The organism is Nanoarchaeota archaeon, assembly GCA_018897155.1.
Taxonomy (GTDB): Archaea; EX4484-52; EX4484-52; order EX4484-52; family LFW-46; genus LFW-46.
The window spans coordinates 24537-44476 of record JAHILE010000016.1 but is presented as its reverse complement, the minus strand read 5'-3'; the positions used below and the strand labels follow the sequence as shown (position 1 = coordinate 44476).

Annotated in this window: 23 protein-coding genes; 13 read left to right on the top strand and 10 right to left on the bottom strand. The window is 42.7% G+C overall.

The annotated features are described in order from the left end of the window. Positions 1–135 precede the first annotated feature (135 nt). The 4 genes from KKB09_01565 to KKB09_01550 all read right to left on the bottom strand — a co-directional run bounded on the left by KKB09_01565 (position 136) and on the right by KKB09_01550 (position 4030). Complete coding sequence (locus KKB09_01565) at positions 136–456, bottom strand: hypothetical protein (protein ID MBU4299882.1); 321 nt, start codon at positions 454–456, stop codon at positions 136–138. A 23-nt stretch (positions 457–479) separates the two neighbouring features. Next, entirely contained in the window at positions 480–1817 is a 1338-nt protein-coding gene (locus KKB09_01560; GenBank protein ID MBU4299881.1) for a glycoside hydrolase family 57 protein, read from the bottom strand. A gap of 62 nt (positions 1818–1879) precedes the next feature. Then, positions 1880–3103 carry a glycosyltransferase family 4 protein gene (locus tag KKB09_01555; GenBank protein MBU4299880.1) on the bottom strand — a complete coding sequence of 408 codons (1224 nt, stop codon included), beginning with the start codon at positions 3101–3103 and terminating at the stop codon, positions 1880–1882. Positions 3104–3289: 186 nt separating this feature from the next. Continuing rightward, positions 3290–4030, bottom strand: coding sequence for a glycosyltransferase (locus tag KKB09_01550; GenBank protein ID MBU4299879.1), 741 nt, complete (start codon positions 4028–4030; stop codon positions 3290–3292). A gap of 153 nt (positions 4031–4183) precedes the next feature. Between KKB09_01550 and tpiA the strand changes: the two genes are divergently transcribed. Genes tpiA through KKB09_01530 form a run of 4 tightly spaced genes read left to right on the top strand, consistent with a single transcriptional unit; the run spans position 4184 to position 7756 of the window. Further along, positions 4184–4846: a triose-phosphate isomerase gene (gene tpiA / locus KKB09_01545; GenBank protein MBU4299878.1), complete on the top strand. Its 663-nt coding sequence runs from the start codon at positions 4184–4186 to the stop codon at positions 4844–4846. Positions 4847–4855: 9 nt separating this feature from the next. Further along, entirely contained in the window at positions 4856–6046 is a 1191-nt protein-coding gene (locus KKB09_01540) for an MFS transporter (protein MBU4299877.1), read from the top strand. Positions 6047–6069: 23 nt separating this feature from the next. Then, entirely contained in the window at positions 6070–7110 is a 1041-nt protein-coding gene (locus KKB09_01535; GenBank protein ID MBU4299876.1) for a hypothetical protein, read from the top strand. Further along, positions 7085–7756: a hypothetical protein gene (locus tag KKB09_01530; GenBank protein MBU4299875.1), complete on the top strand. Its 672-nt coding sequence runs from the start codon at positions 7085–7087 to the stop codon at positions 7754–7756. Before KKB09_01535 ends, KKB09_01530 begins: the two co-directional genes overlap by 26 nt. A gap of 19 nt (positions 7757–7775) precedes the next feature. Here KKB09_01530 and KKB09_01525 read toward each other — a convergent pair whose 3' ends face one another. Further along, positions 7776–9572: a glycogen/starch synthase gene (locus tag KKB09_01525; protein MBU4299874.1), complete on the bottom strand. Its 1797-nt coding sequence runs from the start codon at positions 9570–9572 to the stop codon at positions 7776–7778. A gap of 47 nt (positions 9573–9619) precedes the next feature. On the opposite strand from KKB09_01525, the gene KKB09_01520 reads away from it, so the two are divergent. The 5 genes from KKB09_01520 (at position 9620) to KKB09_01500 (ending at position 14346) form a co-directional block, all read left to right on the top strand. After that, complete coding sequence (locus tag KKB09_01520) at positions 9620–11749, top strand: hypothetical protein (protein MBU4299873.1); 2130 nt, start codon at positions 9620–9622, stop codon at positions 11747–11749. A gap of 48 nt (positions 11750–11797) precedes the next feature. Next, positions 11798–12538 carry a 3-oxoacyl-ACP reductase FabG gene (locus KKB09_01515; protein ID MBU4299872.1) on the top strand — a complete coding sequence of 247 codons (741 nt, stop codon included), beginning with the start codon at positions 11798–11800 and terminating at the stop codon, positions 12536–12538. A gap of 163 nt (positions 12539–12701) precedes the next feature. Continuing rightward, positions 12702–12932 carry a winged helix-turn-helix domain-containing protein gene (locus KKB09_01510; protein ID MBU4299871.1) on the top strand — a complete coding sequence of 77 codons (231 nt, stop codon included), beginning with the start codon at positions 12702–12704 and terminating at the stop codon, positions 12930–12932. A 99-nt stretch (positions 12933–13031) separates the two neighbouring features. Continuing rightward, the gene (locus KKB09_01505) at positions 13032–14126 is read left to right on the top strand and encodes a fructose-1,6-bisphosphatase (protein MBU4299870.1); all 1095 of its coding nucleotides are present in this window, start codon (positions 13032–13034) and stop codon (positions 14124–14126) included. Between the two features lie 82 nt (positions 14127–14208). Further along, positions 14209–14346 (top strand): hypothetical protein, encoded by a 138-nt coding sequence (locus KKB09_01500; protein ID MBU4299869.1) that lies wholly within the window; start codon positions 14209–14211, stop codon positions 14344–14346. A 13-nt stretch (positions 14347–14359) separates the two neighbouring features. Here KKB09_01500 and amrS read toward each other — a convergent pair whose 3' ends face one another. Next, positions 14360–15379 carry an AmmeMemoRadiSam system radical SAM enzyme gene (gene amrS, locus KKB09_01495; GenBank protein MBU4299868.1) on the bottom strand — a complete coding sequence of 340 codons (1020 nt, stop codon included), beginning with the start codon at positions 15377–15379 and terminating at the stop codon, positions 14360–14362. Next, entirely contained in the window at positions 15376–16194 is an 819-nt protein-coding gene (locus tag KKB09_01490) for an MEMO1 family protein (protein ID MBU4299867.1), read from the bottom strand. The genes amrS and KKB09_01490 overlap by 4 nt, the downstream gene beginning before the upstream one ends. Positions 16195–16228: 34 nt before the next feature. Between KKB09_01490 and amrA the strand changes: the two genes are divergently transcribed. Together amrA and KKB09_01480 are read left to right on the top strand one after the other, a co-directional pair. Next, complete coding sequence (gene amrA / locus KKB09_01485) at positions 16229–16786, top strand: AmmeMemoRadiSam system protein A (GenBank protein ID MBU4299866.1); 558 nt, start codon at positions 16229–16231, stop codon at positions 16784–16786. A 32-nt stretch (positions 16787–16818) separates the two neighbouring features. Beyond that, positions 16819–17100 (top strand): hypothetical protein, encoded by a 282-nt coding sequence (locus tag KKB09_01480; protein MBU4299865.1) that lies wholly within the window; start codon positions 16819–16821, stop codon positions 17098–17100. 219 nt (positions 17101–17319) lie between these two features. Here the strand turns inward: KKB09_01480 and KKB09_01475 are convergent, their stop codons facing one another. Genes KKB09_01475 through KKB09_01465 form a run of 3 tightly spaced genes read right to left on the bottom strand, consistent with a single transcriptional unit; the run spans position 17320 to position 18979 of the window. Next, the gene (locus KKB09_01475) at positions 17320–17898 is read right to left on the bottom strand and encodes a SagB/ThcOx family dehydrogenase (GenBank protein MBU4299864.1); all 579 of its coding nucleotides are present in this window, start codon (positions 17896–17898) and stop codon (positions 17320–17322) included. Between the two features lie 24 nt (positions 17899–17922). Then, a complete protein-coding gene (locus KKB09_01470) occupies positions 17923–18714 on the bottom strand; it encodes a site-specific DNA-methyltransferase (protein ID MBU4299863.1) in 792 nt (263 codons plus the stop codon). A gap of 37 nt (positions 18715–18751) precedes the next feature. After that, entirely contained in the window at positions 18752–18979 is a 228-nt protein-coding gene (locus tag KKB09_01465; GenBank protein MBU4299862.1) for a hypothetical protein, read from the bottom strand. An 85-nt stretch (positions 18980–19064) separates the two neighbouring features. Between KKB09_01465 and KKB09_01460 the strand changes: the two genes are divergently transcribed. Both KKB09_01460 and KKB09_01455 read left to right on the top strand, forming a co-directional pair. After that, a complete protein-coding gene (locus tag KKB09_01460; protein MBU4299861.1) occupies positions 19065–19319 on the top strand; it encodes a hypothetical protein in 255 nt (84 codons plus the stop codon). Continuing rightward, the gene (locus KKB09_01455; GenBank protein MBU4299860.1) at positions 19309–19935 is read left to right on the top strand and encodes a hypothetical protein; all 627 of its coding nucleotides are present in this window, start codon (positions 19309–19311) and stop codon (positions 19933–19935) included. Before KKB09_01460 ends, KKB09_01455 begins: the two co-directional genes overlap by 11 nt. The last annotated feature ends 5 nt before the right edge of the window (positions 19936–19940 follow it).

The following is a 19940-nucleotide window of genomic DNA, read 5'->3' as shown; positions in this document are numbered from 1 at the left end:
GCAAGGTTCGTTCCCTGCCCTATTCTTAGGTTTTCTAGAAGAAAAATCTAATGATTCTTGAATTCCGAGCGCTTAGAAGCTGGTGACGCAATTCATCCGCCCGCTAAAGCGGGCAGGGTTCTTGCGGCGCTCGGACTAAATCACAAAAGACATGCAAATTTTTTCGCGTTTGTACAAAACATTAACTGCAATCTTTTTTGCCGAAAAAAGCGCGCGGTTTCTTGAGTGCAGAAGATATATCCCTTTTTCTATACGGTGCACAAAACGCGATGTGCTTTCCGGATAAATGTAATTTGGCGCGTCGCTTGATTCCGGAAGAAAAATCATCTCTTTTCCGCCAGGCAGCTGAAAAGAAACAGAAACATCAGCATCAACATCAATCCCGGCATCCTTTAAAAATATCACCGCGCGCAGGAATTTTTTCGTCTTCTGCGGAACGACCTGAATTTCAAGCATTAAGAAATATTGCCCAGGCTCATTTATAATGATGTGTTGAGACTTTCTTGGTATGGGTGAGGAGCTGACGCGAATTCCGGAACTTCAATCCGCGATTCTTTTAAAAACGCTTTTTTGTTGCCCGCCTTTATTGCCTGTTTTGCAATATATTCAAGATGAGTGATCGATTTAACAAGGCCCTCAAAGGCGTTCTGCGGCGTCCCGTATGGCGAGAAATATTTATGGACATCGCCGTCAGCCCAGTGTTTTGTGCAACAGTAATAAAGATGATCCGAAGTCTGGAGGTTTCTCCAGACGCTTATAAGTTTTTGGTCTTTCGACTGCTGGACAAGCTTTCCGACCCGCTCAAGCTCTGAAAAAATAAATCTCTGCATACCGTTTCCAAGCCATGCAGATGCATCGCGCTCAAGATCAGCCCATGAAATCGTCGAGAACTCGTTGACATCGATTGTTCCGCGCGCTGGATATCTGTTTGCAACTTCGCTTGGCGTTGCAAAGTCTATATGGGGGTATTTGAGGGCTTCTTGCGGAAGATACCTCATAAAATTAAATATTCCCGTATCATGCCATTGGTGCTCACCGAAAGTTTCATAATCCATGAATAAATTAATTGTCTCGCCCTGACATGCTGAAAGCCAAGTGGCGTATTTATCTGCAGTAAGTGGCCATGAACCTGACCATTGCGCTGAGAACCTATAAGATATATCATCGCTTAATCGGTAATTCCTCAAGAGCACCTTAATTTTTGATATGTTTTCAGGCGGGGTATATATGTGCTCGGGCGACTTCCACCCTTCCAGTATTCTTTCAATGCCTTCTGTAAGCATCACTTTATAGCCCATTTCTTCGACTGTTTTCGCAATAAGATTATTGTAGAGAAGCTCGGTGTTCCTGAAAGCCGTTGCCTTGTAGCCCAGAAGGCTGCGTATACACTCCCCATGCATCTTCACCTGCTCTTTGAATTCCTCTCGCCCGGTTCCCGCACCCCAAAAGCTTGAAAGCGAATGATAGTACGTCTCATTAAGGAACTCCCCGCATTTTGTCTTTGCGATCTGTTTGAAAAGCTCAAGAAGATTCTTGTCATACTTTTCCAAAGCGTCAAGAAAAACTCCTGAAAGAGAATAAGATATTTTGAATTTGCGCTTCTGGCCCTTAAATTCATCAATTAAGCCCAAAAGAAGATTTGTCGCAGGATAATAACATTTCGAAGAAACTTTTTTCAGTATTTCAAGATTTTTGCCATCATCAAAAATTGCCTGCTCAAACGCCTGCGGAGTCTTTATTCCAGAAGTATCTATAGCATGCCCGGGCTTGATTCTTCGCGGCTGATGAACTTGAAAATAAAAGCATATTGAAGACATTCGCTTGACCTCTTAGTTAATAACTAATTAAAGCATACTGTATTTGAATAGTTTAAAAGCCATTATGTATTTATGGCTGGCGCCGAAGAATCTCTTGGCTTCCAATTGTTTTTTTGATATTCTGAAATAACCTGATTATAAACTGCTGTTGTTTTTTCAGAAATCTTGTTCCAATCATAAACATTTTTGATTTTTTCAGGCATATTCTTTCTCATAAATTCTACAAGCTGCGGATCTTTGAGAATTCGTGTTATACTGTATGCCAGTGATTCCGAATTGTTCGCAGCAACTTTTAAGCCGTCGCGCTCATGCTCGATGATTTCATTAAGCCCACCGGTATCTGAAATTATTACGGGAGTATTGCAGGCCATTGCCTCAAGAGGAACTATTCCAAAAGGCTCATATCTTGACGGGCAAACAACGACATCAGCTATATGGTACAGCAGATTCAGCGTTTTGTCGTCAACATATTCTGTAAATAGAACCTTGTTAGCAACCCCGAAATCCCATGCCAGCTTCTTGCATTTGTCAGTCATATATCCTTTGCCGCTTATCACGAATTTCGCATCAGGACATTTCCGGAGAACTTCAGGAACTGCACCGATAAGAACATCAACGCCTTTTTCCCACACATGCCTGCCGACAAAAAATACGATTTTTTCATGCGTTAGAGCATATCGGCTTTTTTCCTGCAAATAATTCTCAGGAGCTTTGAATCTCTCTGTGTTTACTCCGTTTGGTATAACCTCAATTTTATCCCACGGAACTGAAAATTGCGAGCTGACGCTTCGCTTCATATATTCAGAGCAGGCCAGAACGCGCCAGGATTCAAAGACCATTCTTCCTTCAAGATCATTTATCAGCTTCTGGCGGTCATCGTATATTCCGCCGCGCCTTCCGACTTCAAGCGAATGGATTGTCGAAACAAGAGGAATCCTGTAAATATGCTTTAGGGCAATTGCAGAAGTTGCAGAGAGCCAGTCATGAGTGTGTATCAATGAAATATCCCTAAATTCGGACATCACCTGAGATGCTTGATTCTGCATAAGGCTGTTCATCTGAAGAGCCCATGACGGAAAATCTTCTGCAGGAATTCGGTCTGCATCAAAGCGGAAAACATGGACTCCTTCGACATTTTCATAGCCTTCTTTTCCCTCAAACGCGCATGTGGCAACAATCGGCTCATGCCCTTGCTTTACCTGTGCGCGCGTCAGTTCCTCGACATGAGTAGCCAGGCCGCCGACCTTGTATGGCGGATACTCCCATGATAAATGCAGTATTTTCATTTTGTTTCACCAATTGCATACGCAAAATGAAAAGCTTCGAGTTTTAACGAGATGATTTTCATTTTTGAGTCCTCTTATGCTTTGAAAAAATGAAATCCGTTCGCTCGGGCTCTCGGCTTTTTCGAGTATGTCTCGAAATAGCTTCGAACGAACGAAATGAGATGATTTTCAGAATCACCGTCCTCATTAGCGTTTTATGTCTGCTGTTACTTGTTCATCTCCCCACCAGTTCTTCATAACCCATGAATAATCGCGCACAATGTCCTTTGTCCAACCATCGCCTTTCGGGCCTATGACATTGACCTTGTTCTTTGGCGGAGAATAATAGTTTATCAGCTCGCGCTTCATCCAATCTTCATTGACGAGTATGCGCCTTGATTCTGCGCTGCCTCGCCATTCTATCTGTTTTACAGCCTCAGTATAGCCGTTCATTACGCCCGGAGCGCGGTGATCCTGAAGCGAATAATAATTGACTATAAGCGGCCGCTTAAGCGCAGTCTGAAGATTTAGCCCTACAGGAAACATCATCCAGTCATGCGCGTGTATCAAGTCGATATTGCCTTCGCTATGATATATGTCTGCAGCAACCCTGCAGATATCCATTCCGATTGTGAGCGCCCAGGTCAGCGGAGAATATGCTTTGATGGTGTTTCCGACATAATGCACTTTGACTGCACCCATTTCAACAGTCTGTCCTGCCTTCCAGTCGTCAACGCTAACTACATGAACATTAACACCGCGGTCAACCAAACCGTCTGCAAGGCTCTTGCACTGGAGCGCAACATTCGAGACGTCTTTAGGAAGATAATCTGCAGAAATAAGAAGCACATTCTTTGGCTTTTTCCTTTGCATCGCATCAATGGGATTAATACGCAGCTGCTTTACAATATTGCTTATTACTTTTTGATTGATATCCAGATTGTTCATACTCCCCACTGCGTGCGATTATATTGATCAACAATAGGCTTTGCTATTGGATGTTCATATATTGTGGTTAGCGGTATAAATAAGTTTGTTTAGTCTCTGCACAGTGGTCGATTTCTGGATAATTATATATAGTTCAAATCCCATAGTTTCAAGATGAAGCCCTTAATCGTGATAAATTTCAAAGCGTATGAGTCTGCAACAGGACAGAATGCTATGTGGCTGGCAAAAACTGCCGCAGATATTTCTGAAAAAGAAAAAATCAAGATAATCGTGGCTGTGCAGGCTGCGGACATATACCGCGTTTCTGAAGAATGCGACATCGATGTCTTTGCAGAGCATATTGACTCTTCTGACTTCGGGGCGCATACCGGTGCGACTCTTGCAGAAACAGTAAAGGCCGCCGGAGCAAAGGGCACTCTGATAAACCACTCCGAAAAAACGCTTGAGCTAAAAGAAATCGAAAAGGCTATTGCAAAAGCAAAGATGCTCGGATTAAGAACCATAGTCTGCGCTGGAAATGCTCTCCAGGCAAAGGCTGTTGCGGCATTTATGCCCGATTACGTTGCAGTGGAGCCGCCGGAGCTTATAGGCGGGGATGTTTCTGTTTCGCGCGCAAACCCTGCGATAATAAGTGACACTGTGAAAAAAGTGCGCTCTGTAAGCGCAGTAACTGAAGTCCTTGTCGGCGCGGGCGTAAAAGACAAGCTTGACGTTGACAAAGCAATGGAACTTGGCGCTGTAGGCGTTCTTCTTGCTTCGCACATCACCCAGTCAAAGACGCCGAAAGATGCCATAATGAATCTTCTGAAAGATTGATGACGGGTTATGAAAAGAAAAAACACGCTTAAAATATTTGCGCTGATAACGCTTGCCACTGCATTAAGTGTTGCTGCGGGTTCTGTACTTTCTCCTATAGAGGTGCGCTTTCTTGAAACACTTACGTCAAATACCGCGCTAATCGGAGCAAGATATTCTTTAGCTGCGGCGTTCGGCGGAATATTCTCATTAATTATCGGTAGGCTCTCCTACAAATATGGAAAACGCAGGTTCATAATTACTGGCGCGCTGCTGGCAATTATTTCTCCATTGCTTTATGTCCATTCGTCAAATATATTCCAATACATGACATTCGGAGTGGTTGCGGCGTTTGCCGGTGCGGCTATCGGACCGCCAATTTCTTCAATGCTGCAGGACACGCTTGCAAATAACAAGTCTCGCGGAAAGCTTCTTGGAATATCTTATGCCGCTGCAGCAATAATGGGAAGCGCCGGAGCATTTGTCGGAGGCATTACTGCAGACATATATGGATTAAAGGCACCGTATTATGCTGTCGCATTTATTGGCATATTAACAGCTGCTGCCGTAATTGCTCTTGTAATTGGCTACAAAAATCATGCGAAAACATCGTCTAAAAAAATCGTGTTAGAAAAACGAGATATTTTATTTTCAGAAAGATATATCCTGAAAGACCCCGCCCTAATATTTCATTTCATACTCCAGAGCGCGTTCGGGCTTTATTGGTCAATAAAGCCGATTTTATTTCCGCTCGCGATTTTTGCGATTGCAAAAAGCAATACTGCGACCGGAAGTGTCTTTGCTGCCATGGGAATTGTGGCCATGTTTGTGCTTCCGCTTGCAGGGCATTACATTGATAAAAAAGGATATTTGAAAGGCGCAAAAATCGGATACATGATCCTTGGCATAGCTTCTATTGCGCTCGCTTTTTCAGACACTCTATCGATGTTTTTCATTTTCGCAAGCTTATTCGCAGTCGGTGAAGCGATAAACGGGCCTATGAGGGGGGTGATAGAAATAAATCATATAAAAAACCGCCACAGGACCGAATTGATGGGATTTTACTATGCGCACAGCGCGCTTCTTTCAATCATATCGCCGTTAATCGCGGGATTGCTTCTCGCATTCATGCCGCCGTCAAAAGTACTTCTCATATACTCGATAATCCTCTGGATAGGAATCGTCGCGGCTTTTGGCAGCCTCAAGAAACAAAAGATATAAGCCGCCGCGTTCAAATAAATTCGATGATAAAATTCAATTCTTTCAAGGAGAAAACAGTTCTTAACAACCCTCTGAATAATTTTGCCGAAGAAATGCAAACAATCGAATACAGGCAGGACCCTCTTGTCGGAAGGTGGTCTCGCATAAATATAAACCGCGCAAAGCGCACGCATCAGGCACAAAACAAAGGCGATTCCGGGGAAGCAGTTCCAAAAAGCTGCGACACCTGCTTTTTCTGCAAGGCGAATGTCGAGAGAAAAACCCCTGAATTTCCTAAAAAATTGAAAATTGGGAAGCGCTTGAAATCCGGTGGCGCAATAATATTTCCGAATCTGTTTCCTTTTGCAAAATACCATGCAGTGTGTACGCTTTCTGAAAATCACGGCGCCGGATTGAATGAAATAACTGCAAAAAACTTAGAGGATGCGCTAACTGCATCTATAAAATACATAAAGGCCGTTTATGCCAGCGATAAAAAAGTAAAACACGCGTCAATAAACATGAATTTCATGCCCCCTGCAGCGGCTTCAATAATACATCCGCACCTTCAAATCGTCTGCGACTCGAAACCAAGCACATATGAAGAGCAGTCATATCTGAAAAGCAAAAAATATTTCAAAAAAACCGGCAAGAACTATTTCGAAGAGCTTGCAAAAACCGACAAAATACGCCTAGTAAAGTCTAACAAAAATGCTGTATGGCTGGCTGCTTTTTCCCCTGTCCTTGCAAACGAAGTAATCGGAACATTCCTGAAAAAAACAACCGTTATGGACTTGTCAGAATCGGATATAAAGACTGTGGCAAAAGAGATCTCAGGCATTTTAAACGCGCTATACGCGCTTGGCGCAAGAAGCGCAAATATGTCACTATTTGGCGCGCCTCTTGATGAAAAAAGCAAGCACTACACACTGCATGCACGCATCGGGATGCGCCCTGAAATGCGCGCGAACTATTCAACTGACAAGGGATTTATGGAAATATTCCACGAAGAAGCAGTAATATCAACAATACCTGAAGAGGTTGCCGCAAATATGAAAGGTGAACTTAATCGCAAAGAAACATAATCCAAAAAACAGGAAATACTATTTAGCAGGCCTTTTTATTATCTTCTTATTAGCGGGCGCGTTCATCAATGGATGCGGCGGAATAATTCCTGCGCTTGAAAAGATAGCGCTGGGCAATAATGCAGTCAACGGAGTAACTACTCCAGACGAAAATAAGATAAAAATGCAGAATGAGATAATTGACAGGACTATAACAAAACTCAAAAGCGAAGGAAAGGATAAGGACAGAATACTTGTAAATGCCGGCGGCGGCCTGAGCGGCGGGGATAGTGGCGGAGGGTGCGCAATACAAATGACAAAAATCGGGGATTCAAACTATTTTGTCAGAGTAAAAATCACGGGCCAAGAAAGCATAATTGATGAAAGCAGCGGCCAGACGTTGACATACCTCTATGCAGATGTGGATGAATATGAAAAAATCACAGGAACAACTGTTCGAATCGATAACGAAACGGGAACCATCATAACGGATGTAAACCTAACTGAAGAAGAGTATCTGGAAGGCCGTGCCTCGATTCCCGACCTTGATCCCGAAAAGCTCTTGATAATTTCAGTTCAAGATCCTGATAGCCCTGACCAAGAAATAAATGACTTTACAAATTTTTACCTGACATATGACAACAATGTATTTTCGGCTGCTTGCTAAATGTGTGGCGCATACTTATTTAACTGTGCCTGCCAATTGCCATATCATGCGCCTTAAAATAGTTCTTTGCAAGAGTCTTCCAATCCGCCAACCCCGACAGCTCTTTTGCGCGATTCTTCTGAAAAATTATTTCTTCCTTTGACATGTTGACCAGTTTGTAAAGCAGTTGATTGAGCTCTTCCACGCATTCAGGAATTGATTTATGCAGGCGCGAAAGGACAAATATTCCGCTTTCAGGGCCTTTGTTTTTTTCTCTTATGAACTGACCGTATCCGGCAGCATCGGTTGTTATTGAAATAGTGCCGCTTGCCGCGGTTTCAAGAGGGGTATATCCCCACGACTCGTAATATGACGGAAAAACGCCGATGCTGCAGCCAATCATCAATGTGAAATAATCAAGTGCAAGCAGGCGGTCTGCCTTTGAAATATATGTCGGATAAAATATCACTTTTACCCTATCCTCTTTGCGGTTTAGAAGGCCTTGCGCGCGAAGGCTCTTTAAGATGGCATCGTCTTCTTCGGGGTACTTCAGCTGAAATGCCGAAAGAGGGGGGCACTGCCCGCCTTTTGTGCGGAACGCGATTGAAAGCTTTTTCATATCCGATGCCTCGGCAGAGTCGAGAATGTTGCACTCCTCCATAGTGCGATCAAAATTGCCGGAAATAAGCGAATGAATTATTTTTTCTTTTACATGCGGAAGTATTTCTGTCACATAGTCTTCAATTGTATGAAACATCGAAATGTTCTTTAAAACATCAAGATTCTCGCCGTTTATATCTGACGGAACAAATATGAAAGCAAACACATCGTTTTTGCTCCCTTCGTTTTTGAGGCGCGTGTTTAGCTTTGCGAGCGCGTCTATCATCGTGTCATACCCCTTGTTTTTGAACTCGTACCTGCCTGATGTAAAAATTATTCGCGGATCCTCTGTATTGATTGCATAATATGGCTCAAAATATCCCTGCAGGAATTCAATGATTTTGTCCTTATATCTCTTATGAAGATAAGAAAGTGTTTCCATTGATGCAAACCGGCTCATGTCTAAGCCATTTGGAAGCACTATATCCGGATGCCTTCCAAGTATATATTGCGCCTCCTCAGCAAGGTTATCGGAAACAACTGTTAGAACGTCGCAGTTTTTGGCGCATGCAACCTCTGTCAGATGCTTCGATTCCATACCACAATCATACGCTTTTTTCAGGTCAACTGTTTTTCTTGCCGCGATGCCATCCCGTATTTCCTCGTGGATATCACCCTCAAAATTCGCCAATGTCCTTCCAAGCATTGTGGCATGGGTTGTGAATACTGTTGCATAATGCGCGCCCGCTTTTTTCACATAAAGCATAGCGATTCCTGCAAGCCACTCATGGAAATGGGCGACTGGTTTTTTCGTTTTTTGTATGTTATGGATTTTCTCAAGAAGCATACCGCAACCCCAGCTCCAGACAAGCGGGTCGTCAAACCACGCATCAGCGCGCAAAGAATCAATTTTGTAATCATCCCAAAGCTTTCGCTTTATCTCGTTTGCGTGAGGCTTAAGGCCCGATGCATCAACAAGAATGCAGTTTGGATATCCCGGCACCATCCAGCGGCCGAATCGGCATTTTACACCCTCTTTTTCAAGAGCAGTGAATACACCTGCAAAACTCTCGTTTGCGGTTTCCTCAAACTCTGTTTTTGCCGCGTTAGCATCGTAGTATCCGATTGTACAGTAATCATTGCCGTAATGCTGGACCATCTGAGCGGCTTTTGATGACAGCACTGCATATATTCCGCCAACCTTATTTGCGACTTCAAAAGAAACTTCGAAAATCATACCAGAACCCAATGTAATTTTATATACACTCGGCACTATATAATGATTTGGTAAAAATGCCTAATGCAAAAATAACTGTCCAAAAAAACGAGATGCAGAATAAGTCTTACACTCTTTCCGGCACCCGAGCATTTCTCTACAGGTACGCCGACACCGGCTTTCGGACAAAGTGGTGCGGCATATGGGCGCCGCCATACAAGCTGTTCGAATATTTTGCTTTCAAAGTGAATGAAACATGGCTTTCGCCTGAAAATGCGTCCAAGTTCTCCCTTGAAAAAGAAACTGCAGAGCATTCATTTTCCATCGGCGGAATCGATGTGCGCGAAATAACTTTTGTGCAAAGAAAAATGCCGACTGCAGTAATACAGCTGAATCTGAAAAATACGGAAAACGCCAAAAAAAGCGTCTGCATCGAACTTGAAGCTGCGGCAAATATGCGGACTAAATTCGAGAATTTTCACAAAAGAGAATATGAAACGAATTTTGTCAAAAAAACAAATGCAGTAATCATGAAATCATGCGGGATTTGCGCTGCATTCGGCCTCGGAAAGATTGAAAAAAAGGCATTTGTTGAATTTTCAAAAAACGGCGTTTATAGAGAACATTCTCCCGGCGGCGAATTGCAAAGATGCTTTATTCCAGGAAGCTACAAAGTTACGCTGGAGCTTAAGCCGAATGAAGAGTGTATCCTGCCGTTTGTATTTGCAGGCGCAATCTCGGATAAAGAGAACATTGCGCACAATTATGAAATATGCTTTCATGACGCGCAGCATTCACATCTGTTGAAGCACTCATCCCACGGCCACACGCATTCGGAAATTATCACTCCGGACAAAGAATTGAACGATGCTTTTGCGTTCAGCGCATCAAACGTGAATGGCCTCATACATGAAAGCGCTTTCGGAAAGGGTTTTTTTGCCGGGTATCCCTGGTTTCTTGAATTCTGGGGTCGGGACACCTTCTGGAGCATCTATGGCCTTGTGGATCTGGGCGAATTTGCCGCAGCAAAGGAAATACTTGCAACATTCGCAAAATTCCAGAAAGATCGGATACCCTGCCTCATAAATCTCGATTCTTCTGCAAAATACTATGCTGCAGATGTTGATGCGCTGTTTATTTGCGCGCTTGACTACTACATCAAACAAAGCGGCGACTATGAAGCTGAAGAAGACTTCTCCCAAAACATCGAAAAGTCTAAAAACTCGCTTTGCTTAAAAGATGGCTTTGCAAAGCACAAAACCGAAGAGACTTGGATGGATTCTCTTTCGCGTGATGGCACTGCAATAGAGATACAATCGCTTTGGATTGAGGCGCTAAAGAAGCGCACACCAAAAACAGCAAGCAAAATGCGCATAATACTTCACGATTTCTTGAACAAAGAAACAAAATACCTTAACGATACCGGCGGTGATTTTGTAAGCGCAAGAATCACATCAAACGCGCTGATGCCACTAATGTTCGAACAGCTAAACGATATTGATGCAGAGGTTATTCTTGAAACCGCAAAAAAAGAGCTGCTTGGGCCATACGGCATTGCAACGCTTTCAAAATCTGATAAATCCTATGGGCCTGCAAAATACCATGAAGGCGCAAGTTGGGACCTGACTTCTGCAATTGGCGCTTGCGCATTTCTTAAGTATGGAAAAATAAATGAGGGGGTTTCTTGTCTTAAGGCAATGGCCGCGGATTCAAAAAGGCACACACTTGGAGGAATGTCCGAATGCCTGAATTCAGAAACAGGAGAGTTGATTGGCTGCGGGATGCAGCTCTGGAGCGCCGCGCTTTTCGTCCATGCAATAGATGCATATCTTTTCGGAATATCCTTGGAAAAAGATATAATCAACATTGATTTAAAACTGCCGGCATTCTGGAAATTCATGGAGCGCAAAAACAAGAAACTGGGAAACACTTGCTTTGACTTATCTGTAAGCATGGTGAGAAACCGATGTGAAATACATATCAATTTCAAAAACACTCCAAAAAATATGCGAATTTCTGTAAGTGTCCAGGACATAATTGATACAGTGCAATTAAACGGCAGGCCGATTAAAGAACTTATTGATGAGACCGAACCTGATTACGAAAGTCCTAAAAGACGTGAATCATATACTTGTGTTGGAAAAACAATTGGCTTCATAGCTGAAAAAAGTAACAGCATTATGGTAAGAACAATGTAATTGCTAAACATATATATACGCGCGCAGACAATATATTCTGGAACTCTTATGAAATTAAAGAATAAAGTTGCTATTATCACTGGCGCAGGGCGCGGAATCGGCAGGGCTATTGCTTTGGCATTTGCAAAAGAAGGCGCGAAAATTGTTGTTAATAGCCTCCATGCGGACCATGCAGAAAGCGTTACAAAGGAGATAAAAAAAGCGGGAGGGGTTGCAATTGCGGCTGCCGGAGATGTTTCTTCTTCAAAAGATGTAAAATCATTATTTAGTGCAGCAATGAAAAAATTCAAAAAAATCGACATACTCGTAAACAACGCAGGTGTGGTGCATTTTGAACCGCTTGTGAAAATAACTGAAAAGGAGTGGAACGAAACCGTTTCTGTTGACCTTAAAGGCACATTCTTCTGTTCCCAGGCAGCTGCAAAAGTGATGAAAAAAGGCGGAAAAATCATCAACATTTCATCAATTGCGGGTGTGGTCGGATTTGCTCAACTTGCACCCTATTGCGCATCAAAGGGCGGCGTAATTGAACTTACAAGAGAACTTGCACTTGAGCTTGCACCAGACCTTGCAGTTAACGGAATAGGCCCTGGCGTGATAGAAACCGACATGACAAAAGATCTTCTTGCAGATAAAAAAACAAGGGACGGCCTGCTTGCGTCAATTCCAATGGGCCGCGCCGGAAAGCCTGAAGAAATAGCAAAGGCAGCAGTATTTCTTGCATCAGATGACTCGAGCTATATGACCGGCCAGACAATTTTTGTTGATGGCGGATGGACTGTAAAATAATGTGAATTCAAGAACAGTGCGCTTGAAATCACAATCTATTTAATCGCCAAATAACACCATCTCAAAAATGTGCGATTAAATATAATAACATTTTCTTAAAATCAATAGCTATGCAGAGACTCAACAGAAATTATATATACTTAATACAACAATAGTTATGACTATGGCAGATGAAAGTAGTTTTGTGGACAGTAGTGAATATTTTGGCGCAAGCGCTGGTAAAGTCTGGAGTACGCTGAAAACAGATGGTACGCTGAATGTCCTTGAGCTGTCGCGGAAGGCAAAATTAAAGACAACTGATGTTATCGGCGCGCTTGGCTGGCTTGCGCGCGAAGGAAAAATAACGATTAAACTAAAAAACAGGACAGCATATTATGAGCTCATAGAAAAATAAGGGAAAAAGAAAAAATAATGCATTACCTTCGACTCAAACCACTACGGATTTAATGACTCTGCCGAAGGAAAAAAGGAACTAATTTCAAAAGGTAATTCTATGAAAGTAACACTATCCATAATAAAAGCAGATGTTGGCGGATATCCGGGACATTCCGGAATGCATCCAAAAATCATGGCTACTGCGCGCGAAGATCTGCAGAAGGCAAAAAACGCCGGTGTGCTTATTGATTTTTCAGTGCTTCACTGCGGAGATGATCTTGAATTAATAATGACCCATACGGGCTTTATCGACGACCCCAAAATACACAAGCTTGCATGGGACACATTTGTCAACTGCACCGAAGTTGCAAAAAAGCTCAAGCTTTACGGAGCAGGCCAGGACTTGCTAAAGGACACATTCTCCGGGAACATTAAAGGCATGGGTCCCGGTTCTGCTGAAATGTGCTTTGAAGAAAGAAAATCAGAGCCCGTATTTGTCTTCATGGCTGACAAAACAGAACCTGGCGCATGGAATCTTCCGCTTTACAAGATGTTTGCAGATCCATTCAACACCGCAGGCCTTGTAATAGATCCTGCATGCCACGGCGGATTCACTTTTGAAGTGCATGATGTGATAGACCATAAAAAAGTCAGGCTAAAGGCTCCTGAAGAAATATATGATTTATTGGCATTAATTGGACAGGTCGGACGATATGCAATAAAGTCAATCACCAGAAATTCTGACAACGAGATTGCAGCAGTAACTTCAACAGATCGACTAAACCTCATGGCTGGAAAATATATAGGAAAAGACGATCCGGTTCTTATTGTTCGTGGACAGTCTGGTTTCCCGGCAGTAGGCGAGATACTTGAGCCATTTTCATTCCCGCATCTTGTTGCAGGGTGGATGAGAGGATCTCACAACGGACCGCTTATGCCCGTCTCTTTTGAACAGGCAACGCCGTCAAGATTTGACGGGCCGCCAAGAGTTATTTGCGCAGGATTTCAGCTTGCAAACGGAACGCTTGAGGGTCCCGTTGACATGCTAAAGGACATTTCTTTTGACGAGGCGCGCAAAGAAGCAAACATTATTGCAACATATATGCGCAGGCACGGCCCGTTCGAACCGCACAGACTTTCTGCAGAGGATATGGAATATACAACTCTGCCAGGCGTAATGGATAAGCTGAAGACAAGGTTTGAGAAGCTTTAATTTTTTAGATAAATTAAATGCGCGGGTTGGGCTCGCGCGAACATTCTTTTTGGAGGCGCAAAAACTTGTAGGTTATAAAAGTATGAAAAACAGCATAAACTACACCGCGCTCATAAATACTTCGGATTTGAAGAAGATGTCAAAACTATTGGATTTTGCGATTATAGACCCGTTAATATATGAAAACCGCCGAGATAACCAACTTTTGGTTTTCAAATAACTCACAAGCTAAATTAATTCATAACCGGCATTTTTCTTCCGCACTTCGGACACGCGCCATTTTTCAAATTCATGCGCACATCTAATCCTGACCTGTCAATCAGCAGTTCGCCGCATTCAGGGCATTCTGTGTTTTCTCTCGCGCCGACATTGCCGAGATAAACATAATTCAGCCCTGCGCGCTTTGCAATTGCGTAAAATTTCTCAAGCGTTGCAAGCGGGGTTTCCGGCCATGCCACTTTGTAGGATGCAAAAAAGCGCAGAATGTGAAACGGAGTTTCGGGACCGAGCTCATCAACAATCCATTTGGCAAGCGTTTTGAAATCCTCCGCATTATCGCCGTATTTGGGCACAACAAGATTAGTTATTTCAAGAAAAATTCCTGCTTTTTTCATCGCCTTAATGCTCTCGAATATCGGCTCGACGCGCGGCACAAGCGCGTATTTCCTGTAGAATTCTGCATCTGCCGATGCCTTGAAGTTCACAGTTGCGGCGTCAAGACATTTTGCTTTTTTCGCTGCTTCGGGCGTCATGTAGCCGTTTGTTACAAATGTGTTTTTCAGCCCGGCCTTTTTTGCCAGCTGCATTGTATCGTGCGCAAATTCGAAAAATATTGTCGGCTCTGTGTATGTATAGCTTATTGATTTGCATTCGTTTTTTACTGCGAGATCGACTATGTCTTTTGGCGTGTAATCCTCTCCAGCAACATCTTTTCCTGTATTTCCGGCATTCTTAGTGTCCCAATACACCTGGCTGATTTCCCAGTTGCAGCAGTATGCGCATGCAAAATTGCACCCTGCAGAAGCAATTGAGAATGCTTTTGTTCCGGGAAGAAAATGAAACAGCGGCTTTTTCTCAATGTGGTCCGGATTCATGGCGATGATTTTTCCGTAGTTCAGGGAATAAAGAATATTTTTGATGTTTTTCCTTACAAGGCATACGCCGCTTCGGCCTTCGGCTATCAAACATCTTCTTGCGCATAAATCGCAGCGTATGCTGTTCTTTTCATTGTGCCAAAGCATTGCGGTTTTCATAATATCGCCTTCATCGCTGCATATCCGACTACGCTTTTCGTTTCGCCGGTGATATCGCCGGATGTCGTTTGCGCGATTCTTTTGATTTTTGCGCCTTTGGCTTTTGCAACAAGCATCAAAACCGCGATTGGCCCGAATCCGCATGCTGAAATGTCGTTTTCTTCAAGAGCGTTATAAAAGCGCGGCACGTCCAATGATTCGATTGCCTTAATTGCTTCCGCATCTTTTCTTTCAACTTCTTTTTTGCCCTCATAATGCGTGAAGTCAGAGCTTGCAATTATTGTAACTTCTTCATCCAAAGAAAGTACTGCTTTTGCAATATCCTGTGCAGCGCTAATGGACTGGTCGGCCATGCAAATTGGAACTACCTTGATTTCATTTCCAAATAAGAACTGTAAAAACGGAATCTGAACTTCTATTGAATGCTCTTGGATATGCGCGCGCGCGTCCGCCTTTGCAATCGCGCTTTTTGAGATTATTTTGCCGGCAACAATTTCATCAATCTTACATTCTCCAAGAGGAGTCAGCCATGCACCGCGGTTCCAGACAGAGACCGAAATTTCCGAGCCGGTTCCTGTGTGGTTCGGCCCAAGAATTATGAATGTTTTTGAATGGCTTTTGCCTATCGCAGAGTATGCGCGCGCCGCGGTAAATCCGGAATATTCATAGCCTGCGTGAGGCGCGATTATGCCGATAACTTTTCTGCTTTCTGCGCGAGTTTGTGCGGCGTTTGCAAAGGCGCGAGCGAGCTGCTCTTTTAAGCGCGATTCATCCGCGCTGTAAAACATTCCTGAAACTGCGGGCTGGCGAAGCATATCTTATATATTAGTATGCAGACATATTTATTTAATGGACAAACAAACCGAAATATTCGCATGCAACTTTGTGAATCGCACAATAATGGATTTTGTAAAAAACGAAAAAGCCGCAGAAATACCAAAGAAGCATCCAATAGAGCTTGATGAGAAGCGCGGGGTTTTCGTGACTTTGAAAAAAAATAAAGAGCTGCGCGGATGCGTTGGATTCTGCGGCACAAGAAGAAAAATAATTGAAAATCTGCGCGATGCCGCAATTGAATCGTGCCGTGACTCCAGATTTCTTCCCATATGTACTGACGAGCTGCCATACATTGACTTTGAGGTGTCTATACTTACCGAGCCAAGGCTCATCAAATCAGAAAGCTCTGCAGAACTGCTTAAGAAAATCATTCCCAAAAAAGACGGGCTGATAATAGAATGCAACGGAAACGGCGGGCTTTTTCTGCCGCAGGTGTGGATTGAATTGCCTGAAAAGGAAGAATTTCTCCGCCATTTGTGCTTAAAGACAGGCCTCAAAACAGATGCCTGGAAAAATGGCGCGCGGATTTACAAATTTAATGCAGAAATAATCGAAGGAACGCTTAAGTAAGCATATATATTTTTCTGAAACTAAATAAACGCATGCTTTTTGAATTATTTGAAGTGTTTAAATATGCCGTATCCGAAATATTCCAAAGCACCGTGAGAAGCATAAACATAGTCCTTGGCGCAATAGTGTATATGGTTCAGATAATTCGCGCGGAATGGGCGGTTTCAAGCATTCTTGAAAGGATGCTGGTGCTAGTTTTTGCACTTGGAATCGTTTTTGCGGCGTACAAACTATTATGGGATTCAGCAAAGCTCATTGTTGTGTTTTTTATAGTGATTTTTCTGATGCTTTTTGCAGAAGGGTTCTTATTTTGAAGAAAAACAGTACTTAAGTACTGCGGTGCCCAAGCGTTTTGTTTTCTTTTGAAAATAAATCAGGTATCTCTTCAATATCAAAAATCAATTTTCGATAGTTTGCGCCACTTTATGGGGTATTTCTGGGCACGGGCAAAAAAGTTTTGGCTAAAACTTTTTTCAATAATTTAATAGTACAAACGTACTATGGACAACGTATTGTTTTACAGCGCATAGCGATTATCCGACAGGCAGTATGCACAGCGGCTCAAGCGCGATATTGAGGGATTCTTTCAGGAATTTCACGTCAAACGCGCCTACCACAACAGTTCCAAGGCCTAGATTAACCGCCTCAAGCGAGATATTCTGATACGCGCTTCCAGCCTCCATGTGAACGTACATTATGCCGCGTTCAGCAAATCTCCGGGTTGTTCGCCGGAAATCTGCGGCAATAATTATATTGACCGGCGCGTCAGTAACAAAAGCATATTTTCCGCAGGCGTTTTCAAGGGCTTGCGTGAAATCCTGTTCTTTGATTAATTCTATCGAATGCGTGTCCGGCAGGTATTTGTAAAGACCTTGTTTTAGAGTTTCGACGTTTTTTGCGATAATATAAAGTTCAAGGGGAAACGCCATTCCTGCGGAGGCAACAGCGCGCTTTTTGTCTGATGTTATGCCTTGAGCTGAGAAGAGAAGGCGCGACAATTCTTCGAACGAGATTTGTGGTTTGTATTCCGCGCGCTTTGAGCGGCGGAGCTTTATTGCTTCTTCGAGAAGAATGCCTGACGGCGCGAGAATTTTTGGAAGCTGAATTAGCATGAATTTAATTGCACGCAAGGGTATTTATTTTTGAAATTCGTTCGCGCGCCTAACCGTCAAATCGATGTATTCGCGCTCTTTTTCAATTCCGATGTATTTTCTGCCTAACTTTTTCGCGATTACGCCGGTGGTTCCGGAGCCGTTAAATGGGTCTAGAATTAAATCTCCTTTGTCAGTGCATGATGCGACTATTCTTGTTAGAAGATCTATTGGTTTTTGCGTCGGATGATATCCGTGCTGTTTTTCTGCCTGCGGGGTTGAATGAATCGTCCAGACGCTTCGCATCTGCTTTCCGGTTTTGTTTATGATGTCGGCGCGCCAGAAGCGCATGGCATCGTAATTAAATTTATGGCGCGCGGATTTGTCTTTTTTCGCCCAGATGAGCGTTTCGTGGCTGTGCGTGAAATAGCGGCATGACAGATTCGGGCTTGCGTTTGGCTTAAACCATGAGATTTCGTTCAGTACGTGGAATCCCAACTGCTGAAGCGCGAATCCTACAGAATAAATGTTGTGCGGGGTGCCGGAAACCCAGATGGTTCCGTTCGGCGCTAAAACGCGCTTGCATTCATTAAGCCATTTTGTTGTAAACTGAAAATCCTTGAAGAACCCCTGCGATTTATCCCACGCGCCTTTATTCACAGATACGAATTTTCCGGATTTGCAGGTTACGCCGCCATTTGATAAATTATACGGCGGGTCTGCGAAAATCATATTTATTGAATCTTGCGGAAGTTCTGGAAGCACTTCAAGGCAATCCCCGTGGTAGAGCGCGAAGTTTTCGGAGTTGAAATATTGCTTTAATTCTGCCATGTACATCCCTTAGTCTGCTACGCACACAATTTCGGACATCGCATTATTTAACTACGTGAATTGTCTGAGTTATTGTCAGTTCGCTCCAATTTTCCGAAGCGCCATCATCTTGTCCTTCCTTACATCCATCTTCAAAACCGTCTTCGTATATTTTATCAATTATGTTTATTAGTTCCTTGTCATTTTGCGCTTTTTTTAACGCGAATAAAAACCCCTTCGCATAGTCATCTGCCGCAACCACATCATTTCCTTTTTTCATATCCAAATTCATAGCACCACCGCATCAATTTATTAATAGTTTATTAACATATTCTTAATATATATTATATTTAAGCTTTATATACTTATCTACTTCCATGAATTGGACTCTCTATGCTTGGTTAAAAAGAGGCCATCGAAGAAAAAGCATACTAACCGAAATATATCGATCGAAAGACCCTTTGACAGCGAACGATATTTCTAAAAAAAAGAATCTTGCAATTTCTCAAGTATCATTTACACTTAAAGAGCTTCTGAATATGCAGCTCACAGAATGCTTGAATCTGAACGATAAAATAGGCAAGCTTTACCGAATTAGTGCTAAAGGGAAGGAGATATTGAATGAAGTATAACGAACTGCTCGGAATAATAGAAGATCTTCGATTTGATACGAAGAAAACAATTTGCATTGACGAAGAGGGTACTGAAGTATATGTTATTCGCCCCTCCGAATTGCCTAAGAACCTAAAGAATAAATATGACATTAAGAAAAACTTCCAGATTTGGCTAAAGGAAGGAACGCGAGAATTTAGACCAAATCACCTAAGAGTTTTCATAGACTTAAATCTTAGAGTGCGCTCTAGACCAGATATAAAAAAGCAACTTCTAACCATATTCGATAATGTCTTCTATGGTAAAGATCCTGAAAAAGAAATAGTCACATTAGATACTGAGGAATTTAGACACAATCTCAATTCATTAAAAACAATAGCAACGTTAGCACAACTGTTTTTAATTGAACAAGAGTTCAACTATAATCGCGAAAGCAATTTTGAACCAAAAACACTGTTTCTTCAGGGATGGGTCCGAGAATTTATTGATAGTCCTAAAGAAATCGATAATATGTGTATGAGTGTTTGTAATGGACAACCTCCAAAGACACAATACACTAACAAAGAAAATAAGAAACACAAAAACTATGTGAAAACTATCGAGTCGCAATGGTATTTAAATGATAAAAAAATCTAAAAATA

Coding starts and splice junctions, on each gene's coding strand:
- KKB09_01565 (MBU4299882.1), bottom strand. CDS start 456: ATGCTTGAAATTCAGGTCGTTCCGCAGAAGACGAAAAAATTCCTGCGC.
- KKB09_01560 (MBU4299881.1), bottom strand. CDS start 1,817: ATGTCTTCAATATGCTTTTATTTTCAAGTTCATCAGCCGCGAAGAATC.
- KKB09_01555 (MBU4299880.1), bottom strand. CDS start 3,103: ATGAAAATACTGCATTTATCATGGGAGTATCCGCCATACAAGGTCGGC.
- KKB09_01550 (MBU4299879.1), bottom strand. CDS start 4,030: ATGAACAATCTGGATATCAATCAAAAAGTAATAAGCAATATTGTAAAG.
- tpiA (MBU4299878.1), top strand. CDS start 4,184: ATGAAGCCCTTAATCGTGATAAATTTCAAAGCGTATGAGTCTGCAACA.
- KKB09_01540 (MBU4299877.1), top strand. CDS start 4,856: ATGAAAAGAAAAAACACGCTTAAAATATTTGCGCTGATAACGCTTGCC.
- KKB09_01535 (MBU4299876.1), top strand. CDS start 6,070: ATGATAAAATTCAATTCTTTCAAGGAGAAAACAGTTCTTAACAACCCT.
- KKB09_01525 (MBU4299874.1), bottom strand. CDS start 9,572: ATGATTTTCGAAGTTTCTTTTGAAGTCGCAAATAAGGTTGGCGGAATA.
- KKB09_01515 (MBU4299872.1), top strand. CDS start 11,798: ATGAAATTAAAGAATAAAGTTGCTATTATCACTGGCGCAGGGCGCGGA.
- KKB09_01510 (MBU4299871.1), top strand. CDS start 12,702: ATGGCAGATGAAAGTAGTTTTGTGGACAGTAGTGAATATTTTGGCGCA.
- KKB09_01505 (MBU4299870.1), top strand. CDS start 13,032: ATGAAAGTAACACTATCCATAATAAAAGCAGATGTTGGCGGATATCCG.
- KKB09_01500 (MBU4299869.1), top strand. CDS start 14,209: ATGAAAAACAGCATAAACTACACCGCGCTCATAAATACTTCGGATTTG.
- amrS (MBU4299868.1), bottom strand. CDS start 15,379: ATGAAAACCGCAATGCTTTGGCACAATGAAAAGAACAGCATACGCTGC.
- KKB09_01490 (MBU4299867.1), bottom strand. CDS start 16,194: ATGCTTCGCCAGCCCGCAGTTTCAGGAATGTTTTACAGCGCGGATGAA.
- amrA (MBU4299866.1), top strand. CDS start 16,229: ATGGACAAACAAACCGAAATATTCGCATGCAACTTTGTGAATCGCACA.
- KKB09_01480 (MBU4299865.1), top strand. CDS start 16,819: ATGCTTTTTGAATTATTTGAAGTGTTTAAATATGCCGTATCCGAAATA.
- KKB09_01475 (MBU4299864.1), bottom strand. CDS start 17,898: ATGCTAATTCAGCTTCCAAAAATTCTCGCGCCGTCAGGCATTCTTCTC.
- KKB09_01470 (MBU4299863.1), bottom strand. CDS start 18,714: ATGTACATGGCAGAATTAAAGCAATATTTCAACTCCGAAAACTTCGCG.
- KKB09_01465 (MBU4299862.1), bottom strand. CDS start 18,979: ATGAATTTGGATATGAAAAAAGGAAATGATGTGGTTGCGGCAGATGAC.
- KKB09_01460 (MBU4299861.1), top strand. CDS start 19,065: ATGAATTGGACTCTCTATGCTTGGTTAAAAAGAGGCCATCGAAGAAAA.
- KKB09_01455 (MBU4299860.1), top strand. CDS start 19,309: ATGAAGTATAACGAACTGCTCGGAATAATAGAAGATCTTCGATTTGAT.